Origin of the sequence: Pseudomonas kielensis (assembly GCF_014236655.1) — a bacterium.
Taxonomy (GTDB): Bacteria; Pseudomonadota; Gammaproteobacteria; order Pseudomonadales; family Pseudomonadaceae; genus Aquipseudomonas; species Aquipseudomonas kielensis.
In genome coordinates, this window is record NZ_JACMYG010000002.1 from 216,556 (window position 1) to 233,927 (window position 17,372).

The window sequence follows — 17,372 nt, forward strand, 5'->3', positions numbered from 1 at the left end:
GGCCGGAACCGGCCCCCGCAGGGTTTGCTTATTGAGTCACGACGGCCGTGGCAGGCGCCTTGGGCTTCATCAGGCTGAAGTCGATCAGTGCCTTCTGCTCACGTTCGTAAGGGTTGCCGATCAACAGCGGGCGCGCCTTGAAGCTGTCGCTGACCAGGCTCTTGCTGTGGTCCAGTTCGTCGAAGCTCAAACCGGCCAGGTCAGCCCAGGTGTGGATCAGGTGCGAACTGCTGTAGGGCCGCTGCAAGTCGCCGGTAAAGTCCCAGCCGTGGTTTGCCCGCCATTTCGGCGAGGCCCAGGCCATGAACGGAATGGTGTACATCGGCGCGGTGGGCTTGGCTTCGTTGCGACCCAGAGTGTTGTGGCCCGCCGAGTCGAACACGTCTTCGCCGTGGTCGGAGAGGTACAGCAGGAAGCCGTTCGGATCGGTCTTGGCGTAGTCCTTGATCAGGCTCGAGACCACGAAGTCGTTGTAACGCACCGCGTTGTCGTAGCTGTTGTAGGTCGGCAACTGATCATCGCTGACCCCTGGCGGTACGCCCTGACGGTCCTTGAAGGTGTCGTAGGTAGGTGGATAGCGGTACTGGTAACTCATGTGGGTGCCCAGCAGATGCACCACGATGAATTTACGCGGCGCACTGTCGGCCAGGGCCTTGGTGAACGGTTCCAGCACGTCGCCATCGTACTGACGGGCGTTCTGGTTGCGGTTGTTGTTCAGGTAGACCTGCTCATCCGCCTGCTCGGAGAAGGTGGTGAGCATGGTGTTGCGCTTGGTCATGGTCTGCTGGTTGGTGATCCAGTAGGTCTTGTAGCCGGCCTGCTTCATCACACTGACCAACGACGGCGTCTTGAGGTACAGGTCCGGGCTCTCTTCGTCGGCGAAGGTCAGAACCTGTTGCAGCGCTTCAATGGTGTAGGGGCGTGGGGTGATGACGTTGTCGAACACCGCCAGTTGGTCCTTGAGCTTGTCCAGCTCCGGCGTGGTTTGCCGCGGATAGCCGTACAGGCTCATGCGCTGACGGTTGGTCGACTCACCGATCACTAGGACCAGGGTCGCGGGCTGGCCGGCCATCGCGTCCTTGAAGTTGTGCAGCGGTGGGACCTGGCTGGCGTTGTCGAGCATGCCCTGCATGCTGGCCAGGGTTTCGCCGTAGCGACGATAGGCAACCAGCATCTGCCATGGCACCGCCGGTTCGATCCGGGTTTCGAATTTTTCGTAGCCGGCGGCCAGGCTGCCGGTGCGCGCGGTCTGTTTGACCAGCGGGTAGCCGATGACCGCGACCAGAATTGCCGTGGCTGCCAGCAAGGCCTTGCCGCGCGGCAGGTAGACCGGGCGCAGGCGGGTCCAGAGGAACAGGGCTACAGCGGTGTGCGCGATGAACGCAGCCACCATCCACCAGGCAAAGTACTGCGTCATGTACTCGCCGGCTTCCGAGACGTTCGACTCGAACATGATGAAGATGACGCTTTGCGAGAACTCCTGCTGGTAGATGAAGAAGTAGCCAAGGCTTGCCATCGAACAGGCCCAGAGCACCACCCCAATCACCGCCGCGAGCAGGCGTGTACGGGCGGGGAACAGCAGCATCGGCGCGAGCCAGATGGCGGACATCACGAAGGCCTGGCGAAAACCGGTGAACCCCGAGGTGCCGGTCAACAGGATCAGTAGCTGGGTAATGCCGGAAAAATACCAGAAGAACAGGAACAGCCAGCCCAAGCCTGCCCAATCAAACCCTTTTGCAGGCGTACTGCTGCGTTTAAACATCGCCATTCAGCGCTCCAGCCGATTAATGACGCGGAGACTGGAGCGTTTCCAGGCATCCACGGTTCACGCGCGCGCGAGCGGCGTACTAAAACGGCGAAGTATCCCTAGGCGGATGTGAAAAAATTGTTAGTTTTTGTTTGCGCGGTGCAAGGCAGCTTCAGCGGGTCACTGAAGGCTCTGGCAGTTGCACCTGGGCCAACTGCAAGCGCAGTTGCGCGACCTGTTCGAGCAATTGTTCGCGGTCGGCCTTGAGTTGGCGCAGTTCGTCACGACGAACGGTGACGTACAGGGTTTGTGTCGGCAGTGCGGTGACTACTGTGCCCATTGCTCACCTCGTAAATGGCGTCTGACAACAGTGGCCGGCATGGAAAAGCGTGCGCGCGGCCACTTTGGACGGCGATTTTGATTTCTTTTGCCGCTCAATGGAACTTTTTTATTTTGCGCTGTCCCTGTGTCTTCGCCATTGTTTGGGACGTTATCCCTATAGTTCAGGCAAAATGCCCGGAAACTATGTAGCAACGCCCTGGACTAAGCTTGACTTGGTTCGTGGCGCTATCGACTTTTGGCACACTTTTTTTCGCAGTAAGGAGCATCAGCACATGCAATTAGGGATCATTGGACTGGGCCGCATGGGCGGCAACATTGCACGGCGCCTGATGCTCAACGGGCATAGCACTGTGGTCTACGACCGCAACACCGCGTTCGTTGATACCCTGGCCCAAGAAGGCGCAACCGGCGTTGCCGACCTGCCCGCACTGGTGGCTGGCCTGGCCAAGCCGCGCGCGGTCTGGGTCATGCTGCCCGCTGGCGCACCGACCGAAGACACCATCGAAACCCTGAGCGAGCTGCTGGAAGCCGGTGACGTGATCATCGACGGCGGCAATACCTTCTATAAGGACGACATCCGTCGTGCCAAGACCCTGGCACAAAAAGGCCTGAAATACATCGACGTCGGCACCTCCGGCGGCGTGTGGGGCCTGGAGCGTGGTTATTGCATGATGATCGGCGGTGACGCCGACGAAGTGAAACGTTTGGACCCATTGTTCGAGGCGCTGGCCCCGGGCATGGGTGACATCCCGCGGACCAAGGACCGGGTGTCGGAAGATGACCGTGCCGAGCGCGGTTACATCCACGCCGGCCCTGCTGGTTCAGGGCACTTTGTGAAGATGATTCACAACGGCATCGAATACGGGATGATGCAGGCGTTTGCCGAAGGCTTCGATATCCTCAAGACCAAATCCTCGGAAATCCTGCCGGAAGACCAGCGCTTTGAGCTGAACGTCGCCGATATCGCAGAAGTCTGGCGTCGTGGCAGCGTGGTTTCGTCCTGGTTGCTGGACCTGACCGCCGATGCGCTGGCCAGCGATCCGAAGCTCGAAGGTTACTCCGGCTCCGTCGCTGACAGCGGTGAAGGGCGCTGGACCATCGAGGCCGCCATGGAGCAGGCGGTACCGGTACCGGTGTTGTCCAGTTCCTTGTTCTCCCGTTATCGCTCGCGCCAGCAGGGTGTTTACGGTGACAAGATCCTTTCGGCCCAGCGCTTCGGTTTTGGTGGCCACGTCGAGACGCCGAAAAAATGACCTCGATCCGCAAGAAGTCCAAGGCACAACCAGCACCGCCGACCACGCTGTTTCTGTTCGGTGCCCATGGCGACCTGGTCAAGCGTTTGCTGATGCCAGCGCTGTACAACCTCAGTCGCGACGGGTTGTTGGGGGACGGCTTGCGGATCATCGGGGTGGATCACAACGCCATCAGCGATGTCGACTTCGCGAAAAAACTCGAAGACTTCATCCGCAACGAGGCGGCGAGCAAGGTCGGCAACGGCCATGACTCCCTGGACCCGGCGCTCTGGGCCAAGCTGGCCAAGGGCATCAGCTACGTCCAGGGTGACTTTCTCGACGCCGGCACCTACCAGGCGCTGGCGACGAAAATCGCCGAGAGCGGCACAGGCAATGCGGTGTTCTACCTGGCCACCGCGCCGCGTTTCTTCAGCGAAGTGGTGCGCCAACTCGGTTCGGCCGGGCTGCTGGAGGAGGGCCCGGAGGCTTTCCGTCGGGTGGTGATCGAAAAGCCTTTCGGTTCCGATCTGCACACCGCCGAATCCTTGAATGCGTGCCTGCTCAAGGTGATGACGGAAAAGCAGATCTACCGGATCGACCACTACCTGGGCAAGGAAACCGTGCAGAACATTCTGGTCAGCCGGTTTTCCAACAGCCTGTTCGAGGCGTTCTGGAACAATCATTACATCGACCACGTACAGATCACCGCCGCGGAAACCGTCGGCGTTGAAACCCGTGGCAGTTTTTACGAGCACACTGGCGCCTTGCGCGACATGGTGCCCAATCACCTGTTCCAGCTGTTGGCCATGGTTGCCATGGAGCCGCCGGCGGCGTTTGGCGCCGATGCGGTCCGCGGTGAAAAGGCCAAGGTGGTGGGGGCGATTCGTCCCTGGTCAACGGCTGAGGCACGTGCCAATTCGGTCCGTGGCCAGTACAGCGCGGGAGACAGCGGCGGCCAGCCGGTGGCCGGTTATCGCGAGGAGCCGAAGGTGGCGCCTGACAGCACCACGGAAACCTTCGTCGCGCTCAAGGTGATGATCGACAACTGGCGTTGGGTCGGCGTGCCGTTCTACCTGCGCACCGGCAAGCGCATGAGCGTGCGTGACACGGAAATTGCAATCTGCTTCAAACCTGCGCCCTACGCGCAGTTTCGCGATACGGAAGTCGATGAACTCGAACCGACTTACCTCAGAATTCAGATCCAGCCCAATGAAGGCATGTGGTTCGACCTGTTGGCCAAGCGCCCGGGACCGGCGCTGGACATGGCCAACATCGAACTGGGGTTTGCCTACAAGGATTTCTTCGAAATGCAGCCCTCCACGGGCTATGAAACCTTGATCTACGATTGCCTGACCGGCGACCAGACCCTGTTCCAGCGCGCCGACAACATCGAAAACGGCTGGCGTGCGGTACAACCCTTCCTCGATGCCTGGCAGGAAGATGCCAGCGTCCAGGCCTATGCCGCCGGCACCGACGGCCCAAGCGCCGCGGACGAACTGCTGGCCCGCGACGGCCGGGTGTGGCACAGCCTGGGCTAACCCCTATGCCACGCCCCCTGTAGGAGCAAACTCGCGCCTACAGGGGGCGTGGCATTTGTCCGCGAAAGCTACAGCCAGTAACTCACCGCATACCAGCCCAGTCCACCCATCACCACGGTGTAGGGCAATGCCATCCACACCATGCGCCCGTACGACAGGCGAATCAGCGGGGCAACCGCTGAGGTCAAAAGGAACAGGAACGCGGCCTGACCGTTGGGAGTGGCGACGCTGGGCAGGTTGGTGCCGGTGTTGATGGCGATCGCCAGGGTCTCGAAGTGCTCGCGGCTCATGTGGCCGGCGAGGAACGCCTGCTTGACCTCGGTGATGTAGATGGTCGCCACGAACACATTGTCGCTGATCGCCGACAACAGGCCGTTGGCGATGAACAACATGCCCGGTTGCTGCTCGGCAGGCAGGGCCAGCACCCACTGGATCAACGGGGTGAACAGTTGCTGGTCGTGAATCACCGCCACCACGGCAAAAAACGCCACCAGCAGTGCGGTGAAGGGCATGGCGTCCTTGAAGGCATTGCCGAGGCGATGCTCATCGGTAATCCCGGTCAGCGAAGTGATCAGCACAATCACCATCAGGCCAATCAAACCCACTTCAGCCACGTGCAGCGCCAGGCTGACAATCAGGATCATGGCCGCCGCGCCTTGCACCAACAAGGCTGCGCGCTGGCGGGCAGTCCGTTCAGCGTTGTCCTGCGCCGCGTAGTCGGCCAACACCCGGCGTACGTTGTCCGGGAGCAGGGTGCCGTAACCGAACCAGCGCAGTTTCTCCAGCAGCACACAGGTCACCAGGCCGGCGGCCAGTACCGGCATGGAGACCGGCGCGACCTTGAGGAAAAACTCTGCGAAGTGCCAGCCCATTTCATGGCCAATCAGCAGGTTCTGTGGTTCGCCGACCAGGGTGCACACACCACCCAGGGCGGTCCCCACCGCGCCGTGCATCAGCAGGCTGCGCAGGAAGGCGCGAAATTGTTCGAGGTCTTCGTGGTGCAGTGCCGGCAGGTCGTGGTCTTCAGTGAACGCACTGTTCTGGCGCGGATCGTTGCCCGAGGCGACGCGGTGATAGACCGAGTAAAACCCCACGGCCGCGCTGATGATCACCGCCGTCACGGTCAAGGCATCGAGAAACGCCGAAAGGAAGGCGCAGAGAAAGCAGAACAGCAGCGCCAGTACGGCCTTGGAGCGAACGCCCAGCAACAGCCGGGAAAACAGGAACAGCAGCAGGTCCTTCATGAAATAAATCCCGGCCACCATGAACATCAGCAGCAGGATCACCGGGAAGTTGTGTTGCAACTCGTCATACAGCGCCTGGGGCGTAGTCATGCCCAGCAGCAGCGCCTCGACCATCAGCAAGCCGCCTGGCATCAAGGGGTAGCACTTGAGCGCCATGGCCAGGCAGAAGATGAACTCGGCAACCAGCAACCATCCAGCGACTACCGGGCCTGCAGTCCACAGCAGCAAGGGGTTGAGTATCAGGAAAGCGAGAATGCTCGCCTTGTACCAGCGCGGCGAATGCCCGAGGAAATTATGCGCAAACGCCTGGGCCATTGAACCGGACATCGGCTGCTCCTTTGATTAAGAAGCGCGCAACTTGCCGTAACACTCGGACAAGATCAAGTTCTTGAATTTTATTGTTGTTCATGAGCGCCCAGGATCAAGCCCGGTAGCGCACCAGCACGGCCCGATAATGACCGTCCAGCGAGTAGCCGCCGACCACGATACCTTCGTCCGCCTGCACCACCACTGAGGTCGCCGTGTCCAGGCTATTTCCCAGGCGGGTGCGAACCCAGCCGTTACCTTGCCCGAAATCCAGGTCCGGGCGGCCGTCGGCCAGGTGCCGCGCGATCAGGAAATCTGCCTCGACCCCGCCAATGGTGGCGCCCACGCTGAGTACCCGGCCATCCGTGCAGGTCGTTGCCGCGGTCCATTGGCTGGGGACATTGGCGATCTGCGTGAGGCGGGCATGGCCGGCGTTGTTCGTCGTGTCTGGACGGCCATCGCGACGTACCTTCAGGGACAGGCAGTGCATCGGGTCGCGACTGCTGCCAAAGCACTGCAAGTGGCCGTCCAGGTGTTGCACGACCTGGCTGACCTGGGCGCTGCGGCCCTGGGCGCGGAAACTCAGGAAGCCGTGTTCGGCAAAACTGCTATCCAGGCGGCCATCCTTGTCGAAGCGTGCCAGTAAACCTTCTTGGGGCAGGTCGATCGAGCCGGCAACCACAATCGCGCCATCGTGCTGCACCAGGATGCTGGACAGCCAAGTGTTGAGCAGTAGGTGGCGGACCATGACAAATCCCCGGCCATTGAACGAGGTGTCCAGGCGGCCGTCTGGCTCCAGGCGAATCAGCACGCCTACATGATCGGCAAACTCGAAATGGTGATTGGCCAGCAGCAGGATCCGCCCATCGGCTTGTACCTGAACGTCGCAGGCTTCCGCGCCGGGTACGCCAGGAGGCAGCCAAGCGTCGCGCAGCCCCTGGGACAGGTTGCCCGACAGGCGCACCACCTGCACGCCGCGGTCGCCGAACGTGGGGTCCAGACGACCCTGGTGATCGAACAAGGCGAGGGCAGGGAGTGTGCGGTGGAGGCTTTCATACACATGGCCCGATAACAGGATGCGTCCATCGGCCAAGGCAAGCACCTTGCCGCCGGTGGACTCCAGGCCGGGCGCGAATTGTCCGACCCGGCTGCCCAAGGTGCCAAAGCTCAGGTCCGGCGAGCCGTCTGCGTGCAGGCGGGCCAGGCCGAAGTGGCAGCCGTGGTCCAGGCCGACCTTGGCCGCGACCAGCAAACGGCCCTGGCTGTCGACGGTCACGTCATTGGCCAGGCTCCACAGGCTGCCGGGGAAATCGACCCAGGCTTTGCCGGCGCAGGCAAAACGGCTGTCGAGTTGGCCGGCCGTATCTGTAGGGATACGGAATGCCAGGGCGCTGTGAATGGCGTGGATGGACATGTCGCTTCTCCTTGCGAGTCGACCTGATCCGGAGCTGAGGAGGAGGACTTCATGAAGGAAACATTCAAGCGCTGATTCAAATAATGCACAACTGTCAGAAATTACAGGCGGAGCGGCGTTATGTGCCAGAACAGTGTCTTTGCGAACCGAAGTTGGGTTTGACCCTGAAAAGCGACCGCTCATCGTTAATTAAGCAGAGTTTTTCTGACTAACTAACGAGGACTAAACCGAGATAGCGGCAGGGGAGGCCAGGAAGTTATCTCGATAAACAGGCGGGCCACCGAGGACGGTGACCCGCGCGCTGTTTTATTGCGGCATGGTCCAGGATTGCAACTGGTAGCCTTCTTCGCTCAATTCGGCACGCGCTTGCTTGAGCAGGGACTCGAGTTGTACCGGGTCGGTGTAAATGCTGCACGGCACTTGCTTGCGTTCGATCGGGGTGCTGGTACGGTCGATCACGGTCAGCGTCAGCTCGCCAGTGCCATCCTGTGGGGCCCAGGCCACGCATTGGAAAGGAGTAAATGCGTGGTCGGCAATCAAAAGAGCTTCGTTGAGACGGAGCGGGGCGTTCATGGGGTCTTCTCTCGTAGTGCCCAATCAAGTGATGTGCCGTCGGTTGGGCTTACCGTTCGGCTGGTTACTTGTACTGATGCGCGCAACCATCAGGCAGGTCACACATAATTGAAAGAAATTTAAACTTTCTTCCATATGCTCGGTATTGGCGGACACTTTGAAAGCTGAATGAAAGGTTGGGAGTAGATAGGTTGCTAAGCAACAGGTTGCTTATAACTAAAACGTAATTAACCTTATAGTTAAACGATACAAGACCCTGTCAAGTTCTTGCTAATGTTACACCCAGGTCCGCCAAACGACTGTTTCTAATAACTTTTCCATAATTTGGCGCCAAGGAACAGTCATGCTCGAAGCCCCTGCACTACGCCGTCTATTGGTGGTGGATCCCTGTGACGATTGCCACCAGTTGTTGCCCGGTCTGCGTGCCATCGGCTGGGATGTCGACAGCTGTAGCCTGGAAAACGCCGTCGACCGCAGTTGCGACGTCGGCCTGCTGCGCCTGCAACCCTTTCACCTGGAGCGGCCCGAAGCGGTCAAGGACCTCATCAGCCGCAGCGGCACCGAGTGGATTGCCGTATTGAATCAGGAAGTGTTGCGCCTGCAGAACGTCGGCGACTTTGTCTGTGAATGGTTCTTCGACTTTCATACCTTGCCGTTCGACGTCTCCAGGGTCCAAGTCACCTTGGGCCGGGCCTTTGGCATGGCGCGCTTGCGCGGCCAGGGGACGATCCATGTCGACCAGCCGGCGCACGAACTGCTGGGCGACAGCAAGCCGATTCGGGAGCTGCGCAAACTGCTCAGCAAGCTGGCGCCAACCGAGTCGCCAGTGTTGATCCGTGGCGAAAGCGGCACCGGCAAGGAACTGGTGGCCAGGACCCTGCACCGTCAGTCGCAACGCCACAACAAGCCTTTTGTGGCGATCAACTGTGGGGCGATCCCCGAACATCTGATCCAGTCCGAGTTGTTTGGCCATGAGAAGGGCGCCTTCACCGGCGCCCACCAGCGCAAGATCGGGCGCATCGAGGCCGCCAATGGCGGTACGTTGTTTCTCGACGAAATCGGCGACCTGCCGCTGGAGTTGCAAGCCAACCTGTTGCGCTTCCTCCAGGAAAAGCACATCGAGCGGGTAGGGGGCAGCCAGCCGATACCCGTGGATGTGCGGGTCCTGGCGGCCACTCACGTCAACCTCGAGTCGGCCATCGAAGCCAAGCGTTTTCGTGAAGACCTGTATTACCGGCTCAATGTCCTGCAGGTGGTGACCGCGCCTTTGCGTGAGCGCCATGGCGACTTGTCGATGCTGGCCAACCATTTCTCCCACTTCTATAGCCTGGAAACCGGACGCCGGCCCCGCAGTTTCAGCGAGGACGCCCTGGTGGCCATGGGCAAGCACGATTGGCCGGGCAATGTCCGTGAGTTGGCGAACCGGGTGCGTCGCGGCCTGGTGCTGGCCGAAGGCCGGCAGATCGAGGCGCGGGACCTGGGCTTGATCAGCCACCAGGCGATCGCCACGCCCATGGGCACCCTTGAGGACTACAAGACCCGGGCCGAACGCCAGGCCTTGTGTGATGTGTTGAACCGGCACAGCGATAACCTCAGTGTCGCCGCCCGGGTGCTGGGGGTGTCCCGGCCAACGTTCTACCGATTGCTGCACAAGCACCAGATCCGCTAGGGCGCGGTGAAACGCCAGGGCCCGCTGCGAAGTAGATCGCAGCGGGCCCTGGCGTTTGCGGGGCTTAGAAGTAGTAAGGGAATTTCAGGCTGAAGGTGAAGTCCGGCGCATCGTCGGTGAGGCCGATCGACAGGTTGGGGACGATGGTCAGGTTGTCGCTGGCCGCCACGGTCATGCCGACGTTGAAGTAGCCGGCGTTGGCGTCGCTGGACGTCACCGACTGCCAGTCACCGCCATCAGGCTTGAGCTTGCTCTTTTTTTGCACCAGATCGGAGACCGAGAACGACATACTCATTTTTTCGTTCAAGGCAAACGCGATACCGGCGCCAATCTGGAAGCTGTCGCCCAAACGGACCTTACCCGGTGTATCGACGTTGACAGTAGAGCTGATGTCGTCAAACGATTCCTCCAGGTTGTGGGTATAGGACAGGGAGCCGAACAGCACGGCCGGGTCGAAGGTCTTGACCAGGGAAATCCCCGGGGTAATCGACCACACACCGTTCCCGGTTGGCAGGTCATCCGGGATGAACAGATTGTTGTTGCTGTCGACCTGACGCAACTTGATGCCGAATGGCTCCTTGCCGGTCGGCGTCTTGACGCGCAGGGTCAACACCGCATCTGGAGAGTTGACCGACTCGTCGAGGAACTTGTAGGCAACACCGAAGTTGACGTCACCAATGGTCGGATCCTGGGTCACGGTTTCCTCGGATGTCACGTTCGCCGCGCCGCCCGAGGCACCGCCGGACTGGTAGGTCGACTCGCGATAGACCACCGGCACGTTGACGTCGAATTGCCAACGGTTGTCCAGGTTATAGCGACCGGTCAGGTCGAAGGTCCAGTTGTCCGCCTTGATTCGGTCCAGGTTGATGTTGCCGAGGAAAATCGAGTCCAGGGCCAGGAAGCCGTTGAGAATCAAGGTGCGTGTGTCATAGCGGGCATAGGTCACGCCGGTCTCGAAGCTGAATTTGCCGCCCCCGAAGAAGCCGCTGGCTTCGTCATAGAGGTTCGACACGCTCTGGGCCGGTTGGGTGTCGTCTGCCAGCGACTGGCCGTAGGAACTGCCCTTGGCACCACCGCCCCCTGCGGCTCCGCCCGAAGCTGCCCCGGCGCCTGTACCGGCGACCTGGGTATTGCCGCGCATGTCGGCGGGCGATTTGGCCAAGCGTTTGGGTGGTGGCTCGGCCGGTTGCTCTTCAACCTGGCGGACTCGCTGTTCGAGTACCGCCAGGGCTCTTTGCTGGACTTCGTAGCGTTGCTTGAGCTCCAGAAGTTCCTGTTTAAGGGTCTCTACGTCCGAGTTGGGCGCCGCTTGCAGTAGCGCAGCGGGAAATAGAGTACTTAGGCAAACAACTGCGCGTAATGACACCGATCGATACATGAAATAAGCCGTCCCTTTGAGCCCAATGGTCGAAAGTCAGCGTAGTTCAATATCCCATGTTGCGTAGGCCTTTGAGCTGGCTGAGGTTGCAATCCAATGCGCCAGGACTTGGCCCGTTGTTATTGAGAACTACGTTGAGTTGAGTCAAGTTGTTCACCACGTTGCTGTTGCCCAGCAGCCGGGTGTTTTGCAGCAGCCCACCCTGGGCGACCTGCTGCAGGGCGTTGCCCTGATTGTTGTTGGCCGAGATGGCCATCTGAATGCCGCCGCTGGCGGCTGTCACGGCGATCGAGCCGGCACCGTTGCTGGCATTGATGGTGTTACCAGCGGTCAGTACCTGGCTGCCCGCAGGCGCAGTGAGCGGCGCCGGGGCGCTGGAGGCTTCTTTGACGTTGATGCCGATATCGTTGTAGGCACTGTTACCATCGCCTGCTGCACGCACGGTCTGGGTGATGCCCTGGGTGGTGCTCAAGGCGCTACCACCGATCACGTTGCCGGTGCCTTGTTGTGGCGTATGACCACCTTGGCCCGGCACATTCACGGTAGACACATAAAACTCGGGTTTGACCGTCGAGGACTGAATCTGAAGGGTGCTGGAAGCACCGATGATGTCGCCACTGGCATTGCGCCAGGTACTGCTCATGACCACGCCAAAGCTGATAATCCGACCGGGCATGACGTAACGGCCGCGTAGCTGCGCCAGTTCTGAGTCTTTGATCTCTATCGGGGTAAAGCTTGCGTAGGTGAGCGTCGGAAAGCTCGCAGCCAAGCATGCGGCGACCACCCAATGTGAAGTTTTCATCTTCGGCTCCTGGAGCGTCCAGCTGCTCCTTTATCTTTTTTGAGCGCCTAGAAGAAATCGCTCTGAATAAACCCGAAATCCATAAGTTCGGCATCTTTGACAGGGTTGAAGTTATCCAGTTTGTTCTTGGCAGTCAGCGGCGTCGGTGGGTCGAGCAAGGCGTTGGCCTTGTCGTAGCCGGGGCCGATGATGGCAAACACAATGCCGTTCCAACCTTTGACAAAGTCTTCGTGTGCGTAACGTTTGTGGCCCAGGACCGGATCACCGATGTACACCCAGTCTTTTTCTGCCCGCTGTAACACCACGAAGTGCTTGTAACCACGAATGTCCATCAGAACCACTACGGGAATCGTGACCGCTTCCAGTTTTTCCGGAGGGATCCGGTAGCCCCGGGCACGCATGCCGATGCTTTCTATGTAGCGCTTCATGTCCAGCATGGAAAAGCCCTGGGTTCTCACCAGGTCCTGGTCAGCGTTGACCAACATGCCTTTGATGACGTGCTCTTCATCGACATCCAACCAGTAAGCCTGGCGTAACACCGTTGCCAGCGCGGCAGCGCCACAACTGAAATCGGTTTTTTGTTGGACCAGGTCGGCGAATTTGCGCTCGCGCAGGCTTTGCACGTCCTTGTAAACCATAACGCCGCCGGGAAGGGCGGCCACTGGCATCTGTGCGGCCTGAGTCAGGCCAGACAGGCAAAGCAACAGTGAGAGGGCAGCAACACGCATGGTCGATACGCCTTGTAGGGTCTGAAGAAAAGCCCCGTTGCCGGGGCTTCCTTGGTCTTCGCAGTTAGAAGCTGTTGCCGCCTGGGCAAGCTTTGCAGCCTGCAGCGATGGACAGCGAGTTGCTTTGTTGGTTGCCCACGCCTGCTGCAACGTTGGCACCGCCGTTACCCGAGAAGCCGTTCATGGAACCGGTCATCGAAGCATTGTTCACCACTGGGTTTTTCCAGCCATCTTTGGTCAGCACTTGCTGAGTCCAGTAGCCAGCCAGCTCGATACTTCCTTGTTCTTTGAAGGTGAATTTCTGATCTTTGTTGCCGCCGCCGCCATAGCGATCGTCGTCGTCATGACCACCTTTGCCACCGTCAATGGTGCCGTAGCCGGTGCCTTTGTAGCTGCCGTTGGCTTTGAAGCTGCCTTTGAGGTCAACCACTTTGGTCACGCGATCAGCTTTGTTGTCGACATCCAGGCCGGTGGAGGTCTGGTTGGCCGCAGCAGCCGCGGTGGCTATACGACCGGCCGATACAGCAATGGCCAGGTTGTTTTTCTGTTGGTTGAAGTCGCCAGCAGCCACGTTGACACCAATGTTGCCGGAGCCGTTGTTGGCTGAGTTGTTAAGCGTAGCGTTGTTTTGGGTGGAGTGGTTTTTTACATAGTTGTCGGTATTGGTTTGCGTGGCGCTGGAGATTGCAACGGCGCTGCCGAAGATGAATTTTTCATCGGCGGTGGCGATGGCCGCAGCGTTGTCTTGTTGGTTGCCAGTACCGGCTGCAACGTTGGCGCCCATGTTGCCGTTGGAGCCATTGAGCGAGCTATCGGCCTTGGCGTTGTTTTGGGTGCCTTGGTTGAGCACGCTGTTGTCGCTGCTGTCCTGTACGTCCAGGATCGCGGCGCCAGCACCGGCGGTGATGGACAGGATCTGATCCAGGGTTGGACCTTGTGGTTTAGTAGGATGATGACGTTTGCCGCCATCGGCCTGAGCCGCCATTGCCATGACCGCTGCCAGAGCGAAAACCAGTGGTTTCAGAGCTGTTGTAGGTTTCATGGTGTTTCTCCGTGCTTATTAGTTGGTTAAGTGTTGGTACTTGTCTAATCGCACTGCGGTTGGGTCAGTCAGCGACCCGGATGCTCAGGGTGTTAGCCATTCGGTTCCCCACCCCTGCACTCTGGTTCACCTGAATCACTCCTCGGCTGCCGGTGAAGGCCTGGTCGCTGGTAACGACCTGGCGGCTGCCTTGCGAAGTGCCAGTTGCTCCTGAGTCTGGTAACAGCGCCACGTTCTGTTGGGACAGGACGCTGTCGTCGATGCTTTGCGGTACTGCGCTAACGCTGATCCGCATGGCATTGATCATCTGGTTGTTGGCGCCGGCCGACTGGTTGACTCCCAGTGCGCCGTTGCCGTTACTGAATGCGTTGCCGGTGATGGCACTGGTTGCGTTCATCGAGCGGTCGGCAGGCGTGGTGATGGTCTGGCGCAGGTTGCCGCTGGCCGAAGCCTCGGTACCGATCGCAATGGCGCGGCTGTTGACCTGTTGTTGCTGGTCACCGGCGGCCTGGTTCATCATCATGTTGCCTTTGTAGTTCGCCCCGGAGTTGCTCAGGGTCGCGTTGTTCACTGCATTGACATCGGAGTCGGCCATCGCACAGGTACTGCCCAGCAGGGCAATGAAGATCAGGGTGCGCTTCATCTCATTTCCCCATGTTGGTCAAAGGCGACAGGCCGATATTGATGGTGCGAGTGATGGTGCCGGAGATCGCATTGCCACTGCCGCCGCCGTGTCCGGCTGACATGCCGGGCAGACCATTGGGGTTGGTCAGCACGTTGATCCCGGCGCCACTGTTGGGGTTGGGTACAACGTTTTGATTGATGACCCGGTAGCCACTGTTGATGCCGGCAAAGTCGCCGTCACTCAGTTCGTGGTTGGTGGCCTGTACCACTCGATCGGACGGGTTGGCGTTGACGGTGGTTGGGTAGGGGTCTTTGGCGAAAGGTTGTCTGCCGATGGCGCGAGGCTGGACGTCACGTTGAAGCACGATGACGCCATTACCCTCAGCCTGGACCGGCAAGCTGAGCACGGAGCTCAGTGCGCATCCGAACATCAGCAGGCGGGTAAAGCCTTTATCGTTGTGCTCCATGTCGGCGCTCCTTCTCTTTTATGCGCTGGCTCTGTCAGCGTTGTCAGGGAGAGAGCAGAAGCCGTGCCGCTTTTGGTTTTCTACATAGATTCAACGACTTGGCGATTCGAGCGGACAATGACCGGTCAGCACTGTATCAAGCGTGAGACAGAGGACCCTGCCGGCGCATGGCAGCAGGCGTTGTAACGCTCTGGAACAAGGGGTGTGGCGCAGCTGTATCAGCGGTGTAACAGTGCGCGTGACAAGGCCGTGAACCCCCTGATACCGGCTGTTACGCCGTATGGATGTGTTTCAGGAATGGACACTTGTGCCCCGAAACCGGGGTGAAACGGGGGAGAGAAGGCTGGTTCAGGGGGTCAACTCTTGAGCAATTGCTCTACCGCCGCGAATGCCAGGCGGCGCCGTTGGGCCCAGTCGCCCTCGACAATCTGCAGCGTGCGCTCGTGCTGCTGCAACCAATTGCGAGTGGCTTCGAAGAACGCCAGGCGTTGCCCCAATTGTGGTTGGCAACGTTGGCCGTCGTCGGTCCAGGCCACGACTTCCGGGGACAGCAACAGGTGCAGGTCGTAGTGGCGGGCGAGCAATTGATCCTCGATCCAGGGCGGGCAGTCGCCAAACAGGGTCTGGCTCCAGAGCATATTGCTCAGCAAGTGAGTATCGAGAATCAACAAGGCCGGCTGTTGCGCGCGGGCGCCATCCTCCCAGTCGAGTTGCCCCCGGGCAATCTGCGGGATGTCGGCCAGGCAGGTATCACGCGGGTTCTGTTCGATGAAGTAGCGCACATACTCACCCACCAGCAGCCCGCCGAAATGCCTGTGCAGCTCGGCCGACAACCAGCTCTTGCCGCTGGACTCGGGGCCGGTCAGGACCAGCACCTTCATGTGCGCAGCGCCGGATCGGCTCGCCATTCGCGCAGGCCATGGACCGCCAGCAGGGTAAACAGCGCGTAGAGGGCCGCCGTCAGGTACAGGCCCTTGTAGAGGAACAGCCCGACGAAGATCACATCCACGGCGATCCACAACGGCCAGCACTGCACGCGCTTTTGCGCCATCCACCACTGGGCCACCAGGCTGAAGCCGGTCAACGCGGCATCCAGCCAGGGCTGCGCGGCATCGGTCCAATGGGCCATGGCCGCACCCAGCAACAGACTGCCAACGGCCCCCAGGGCCAGGTCGCGCACCACTCTGGGAGTGCCCAGGCGTGTGACCTTGCGCCCTTGGTGGCTGCCGCCGCCGCGGGTCCACTGTCTCCAACCGTACAGCTGCAAACCGGCGTAGATCACCTGCAGCAACATGTCCGAGTAGAGTTTGACCTCGAAAAAAATCCAGCTGTAGAGCAACACCATGACCAGGCCGATCGGCCAGCACCAGGGATTCTGTTTGACTGTCAGCCAGACGGCGATCACGCCCAGCGTGGCGGCAAACAGTTCAAGCCCGGACATGGCGGTTCCTTGGGGAAGTCGGAGAGGGCGCCGATTGTACAGCAGGGCCGCACATCAAGGGCTCTCTCCCACAGGATTCACGCCACTACACCCGAAACTGCCTGAGCAGCCCATTGAGCTGCTCGCTGAGTGCTTTCAGGTGCACGCTCGCCGCACTCGATTGCTGCGCCGCCAGGGCGGTGCTGTGGGAGAGGCCGGCGGCCTGGGTCACGTTCTGGTTGATGTCTTCGACCACATGGGCCTGCTGCAGGGTGGCGCTGGCGATGGACGCGTTGAGGCCATTGAGGTTGTGCAGCGCCTGGCCGATGGCATGCAGGCTGGCACCGGCAAGCCCTGCCTGTTCAATGGTCAACTGGGAGGCGCGGCTGCTGTCGCCGATCACCTGCACGGCCGCCTCCGAATGGTTCTGCAGGCGCTCGATCATTGCCTGGATCTGCGCGGTGGATTTCTGCGTGCGCTGCGCGAGCAGGCGCACCTCGTCGGCCACCACGGCAAAACCGCGGCCCTGCTCGCCGGCCCGGGCCGCTTCGATGGCGGCGTTGAGGGCCAGCAGGTTGGTCTGCTCGGCGATGGAGCGAATCACCTCCAGCACGCTACCGATCTGTGTGCTTTCGCTGGCCAGGGTACGAATCACTTGCACCGCCTGTTCGATGGTGGCGGACAACTGGTCGATCTGCTGCAGACTGCCGTCAATGTTGACCTGGCCCTGTTGCGCCTGCGCCTGGGCGTCGCGCATTTCGCTGGCCGCGTGCTCGGCATTCTTGGCGACATCCTGTACGCCGTAGGTCACTTCATTGATGGCGGTTGCCACCAGTTCCATCTGTT

At 60.2% G+C, this 17,372-nt stretch carries 17 protein-coding genes; 3 read left to right on the top strand and 14 right to left on the bottom strand.

All coding sequences use genetic code 11. The features are described 5' to 3' along the window. Positions 1–28: 28 nt before the first annotated feature. Positions 29–1,768, bottom strand: coding sequence for a phosphoethanolamine transferase CptA (locus tag H7995_RS02560; RefSeq protein WP_166589526.1), 1,740 nt, complete (start codon positions 1,766–1,768; stop codon positions 29–31). Positions 1,769–1,919: 151 nt separating this feature from the next. After that, positions 1,920–2,087 (bottom strand): DUF6026 family protein, encoded by a 168-nt coding sequence (locus H7995_RS02565; RefSeq protein ID WP_166589527.1) that lies wholly within the window; start codon positions 2,085–2,087, stop codon positions 1,920–1,922. A gap of 172 nt (positions 2,088–2,259) precedes the next feature. Here H7995_RS02565 and gnd point away from each other — a divergent pair, with 172 nt between their 5' ends. Both gnd and zwf read left to right on the top strand, forming a co-directional pair. Continuing rightward, positions 2,260–3,342, top strand: coding sequence for a phosphogluconate dehydrogenase (NAD(+)-dependent, decarboxylating) (gnd, locus tag H7995_RS02570; RefSeq protein WP_166589528.1), 1,083 nt, complete (start codon positions 2,260–2,262; stop codon positions 3,340–3,342). Further along, complete coding sequence (gene zwf, locus H7995_RS02575; protein ID WP_166589529.1) at positions 3,339–4,859, top strand: glucose-6-phosphate dehydrogenase; 1,521 nt, start codon at positions 3,339–3,341, stop codon at positions 4,857–4,859. The genes gnd and zwf overlap by 4 nt, the downstream gene beginning before the upstream one ends. A gap of 68 nt (positions 4,860–4,927) precedes the next feature. Here the strand turns inward: zwf and nhaB are convergent, their stop codons facing one another. The 3 genes from nhaB to H7995_RS02590 form a co-directional block, all read right to left on the bottom strand. Continuing rightward, a complete protein-coding gene (gene nhaB / locus H7995_RS02580) occupies positions 4,928–6,430 on the bottom strand; it encodes a sodium/proton antiporter NhaB (protein WP_166589530.1) in 1,503 nt (500 codons plus the stop codon). Positions 6,431–6,524: 94 nt separating this feature from the next. Beyond that, entirely contained in the window at positions 6,525–7,823 is a 1,299-nt protein-coding gene (locus H7995_RS02585) for a delta-60 repeat domain-containing protein (RefSeq protein ID WP_185817934.1), read from the bottom strand. A 306-nt stretch (positions 7,824–8,129) separates the two neighbouring features. Next, positions 8,130–8,396: a hypothetical protein gene (locus tag H7995_RS02590; RefSeq protein ID WP_166589532.1), complete on the bottom strand. Its 267-nt coding sequence runs from the start codon at positions 8,394–8,396 to the stop codon at positions 8,130–8,132. 343 nt (positions 8,397–8,739) lie between these two features. Here H7995_RS02590 and H7995_RS02595 point away from each other — a divergent pair, with 343 nt between their 5' ends. Further along, positions 8,740–10,065 (top strand): sigma-54 dependent transcriptional regulator, encoded by a 1,326-nt coding sequence (locus tag H7995_RS02595; protein WP_166589533.1) that lies wholly within the window; start codon positions 8,740–8,742, stop codon positions 10,063–10,065. 64 nt (positions 10,066–10,129) lie between these two features. Here the strand turns inward: H7995_RS02595 and H7995_RS02600 are convergent, their stop codons facing one another. From H7995_RS02600 to H7995_RS28790, 9 genes are all read right to left on the bottom strand, one after another. Next, positions 10,130–11,443, bottom strand: a complete 1,314-nt coding sequence (locus tag H7995_RS02600; protein WP_166589534.1) for a transporter — start codon at positions 11,441–11,443, stop codon at positions 10,130–10,132. Between the two features lie 46 nt (positions 11,444–11,489). Beyond that, positions 11,490–12,245, bottom strand: coding sequence for a hypothetical protein (locus H7995_RS02605; protein WP_166589535.1), 756 nt, complete (start codon positions 12,243–12,245; stop codon positions 11,490–11,492). Between the two features lie 47 nt (positions 12,246–12,292). Continuing rightward, positions 12,293–12,973: a C39 family peptidase gene (locus H7995_RS02610; RefSeq protein ID WP_166589654.1), complete on the bottom strand. Its 681-nt coding sequence runs from the start codon at positions 12,971–12,973 to the stop codon at positions 12,293–12,295. 64 nt (positions 12,974–13,037) lie between these two features. After that, a complete protein-coding gene (locus tag H7995_RS02615) occupies positions 13,038–14,015 on the bottom strand; it encodes a heme utilization protein (protein WP_166589536.1) in 978 nt (325 codons plus the stop codon). 64 nt (positions 14,016–14,079) lie between these two features. Further along, complete coding sequence (locus H7995_RS02620; RefSeq protein ID WP_185817935.1) at positions 14,080–14,658, bottom strand: adhesin; 579 nt, start codon at positions 14,656–14,658, stop codon at positions 14,080–14,082. Between the two features lies 1 nt (position 14,659). Continuing rightward, a complete protein-coding gene (locus H7995_RS02625; RefSeq protein ID WP_166589538.1) occupies positions 14,660–15,106 on the bottom strand; it encodes a hypothetical protein in 447 nt (148 codons plus the stop codon). A gap of 356 nt (positions 15,107–15,462) precedes the next feature. After that, positions 15,463–15,987: an AAA family ATPase gene (locus tag H7995_RS02630; protein ID WP_182340442.1), complete on the bottom strand. Its 525-nt coding sequence runs from the start codon at positions 15,985–15,987 to the stop codon at positions 15,463–15,465. Beyond that, positions 15,984–16,547: a nicotinamide riboside transporter PnuC gene (pnuC, locus tag H7995_RS02635; RefSeq protein WP_185817936.1), complete on the bottom strand. Its 564-nt coding sequence runs from the start codon at positions 16,545–16,547 to the stop codon at positions 15,984–15,986. The genes H7995_RS02630 and pnuC overlap by 4 nt, the downstream gene beginning before the upstream one ends. Before the next feature lie 85 nt (positions 16,548–16,632). Further along, on the bottom strand, positions 16,633–17,367 hold the full coding sequence (locus tag H7995_RS28790) for a methyl-accepting chemotaxis protein (protein ID WP_371927826.1): 735 nt from the start codon (positions 17,365–17,367) through the stop codon (positions 16,633–16,635). Between the last annotated feature and the right edge of the window lie 5 nt (positions 17,368–17,372).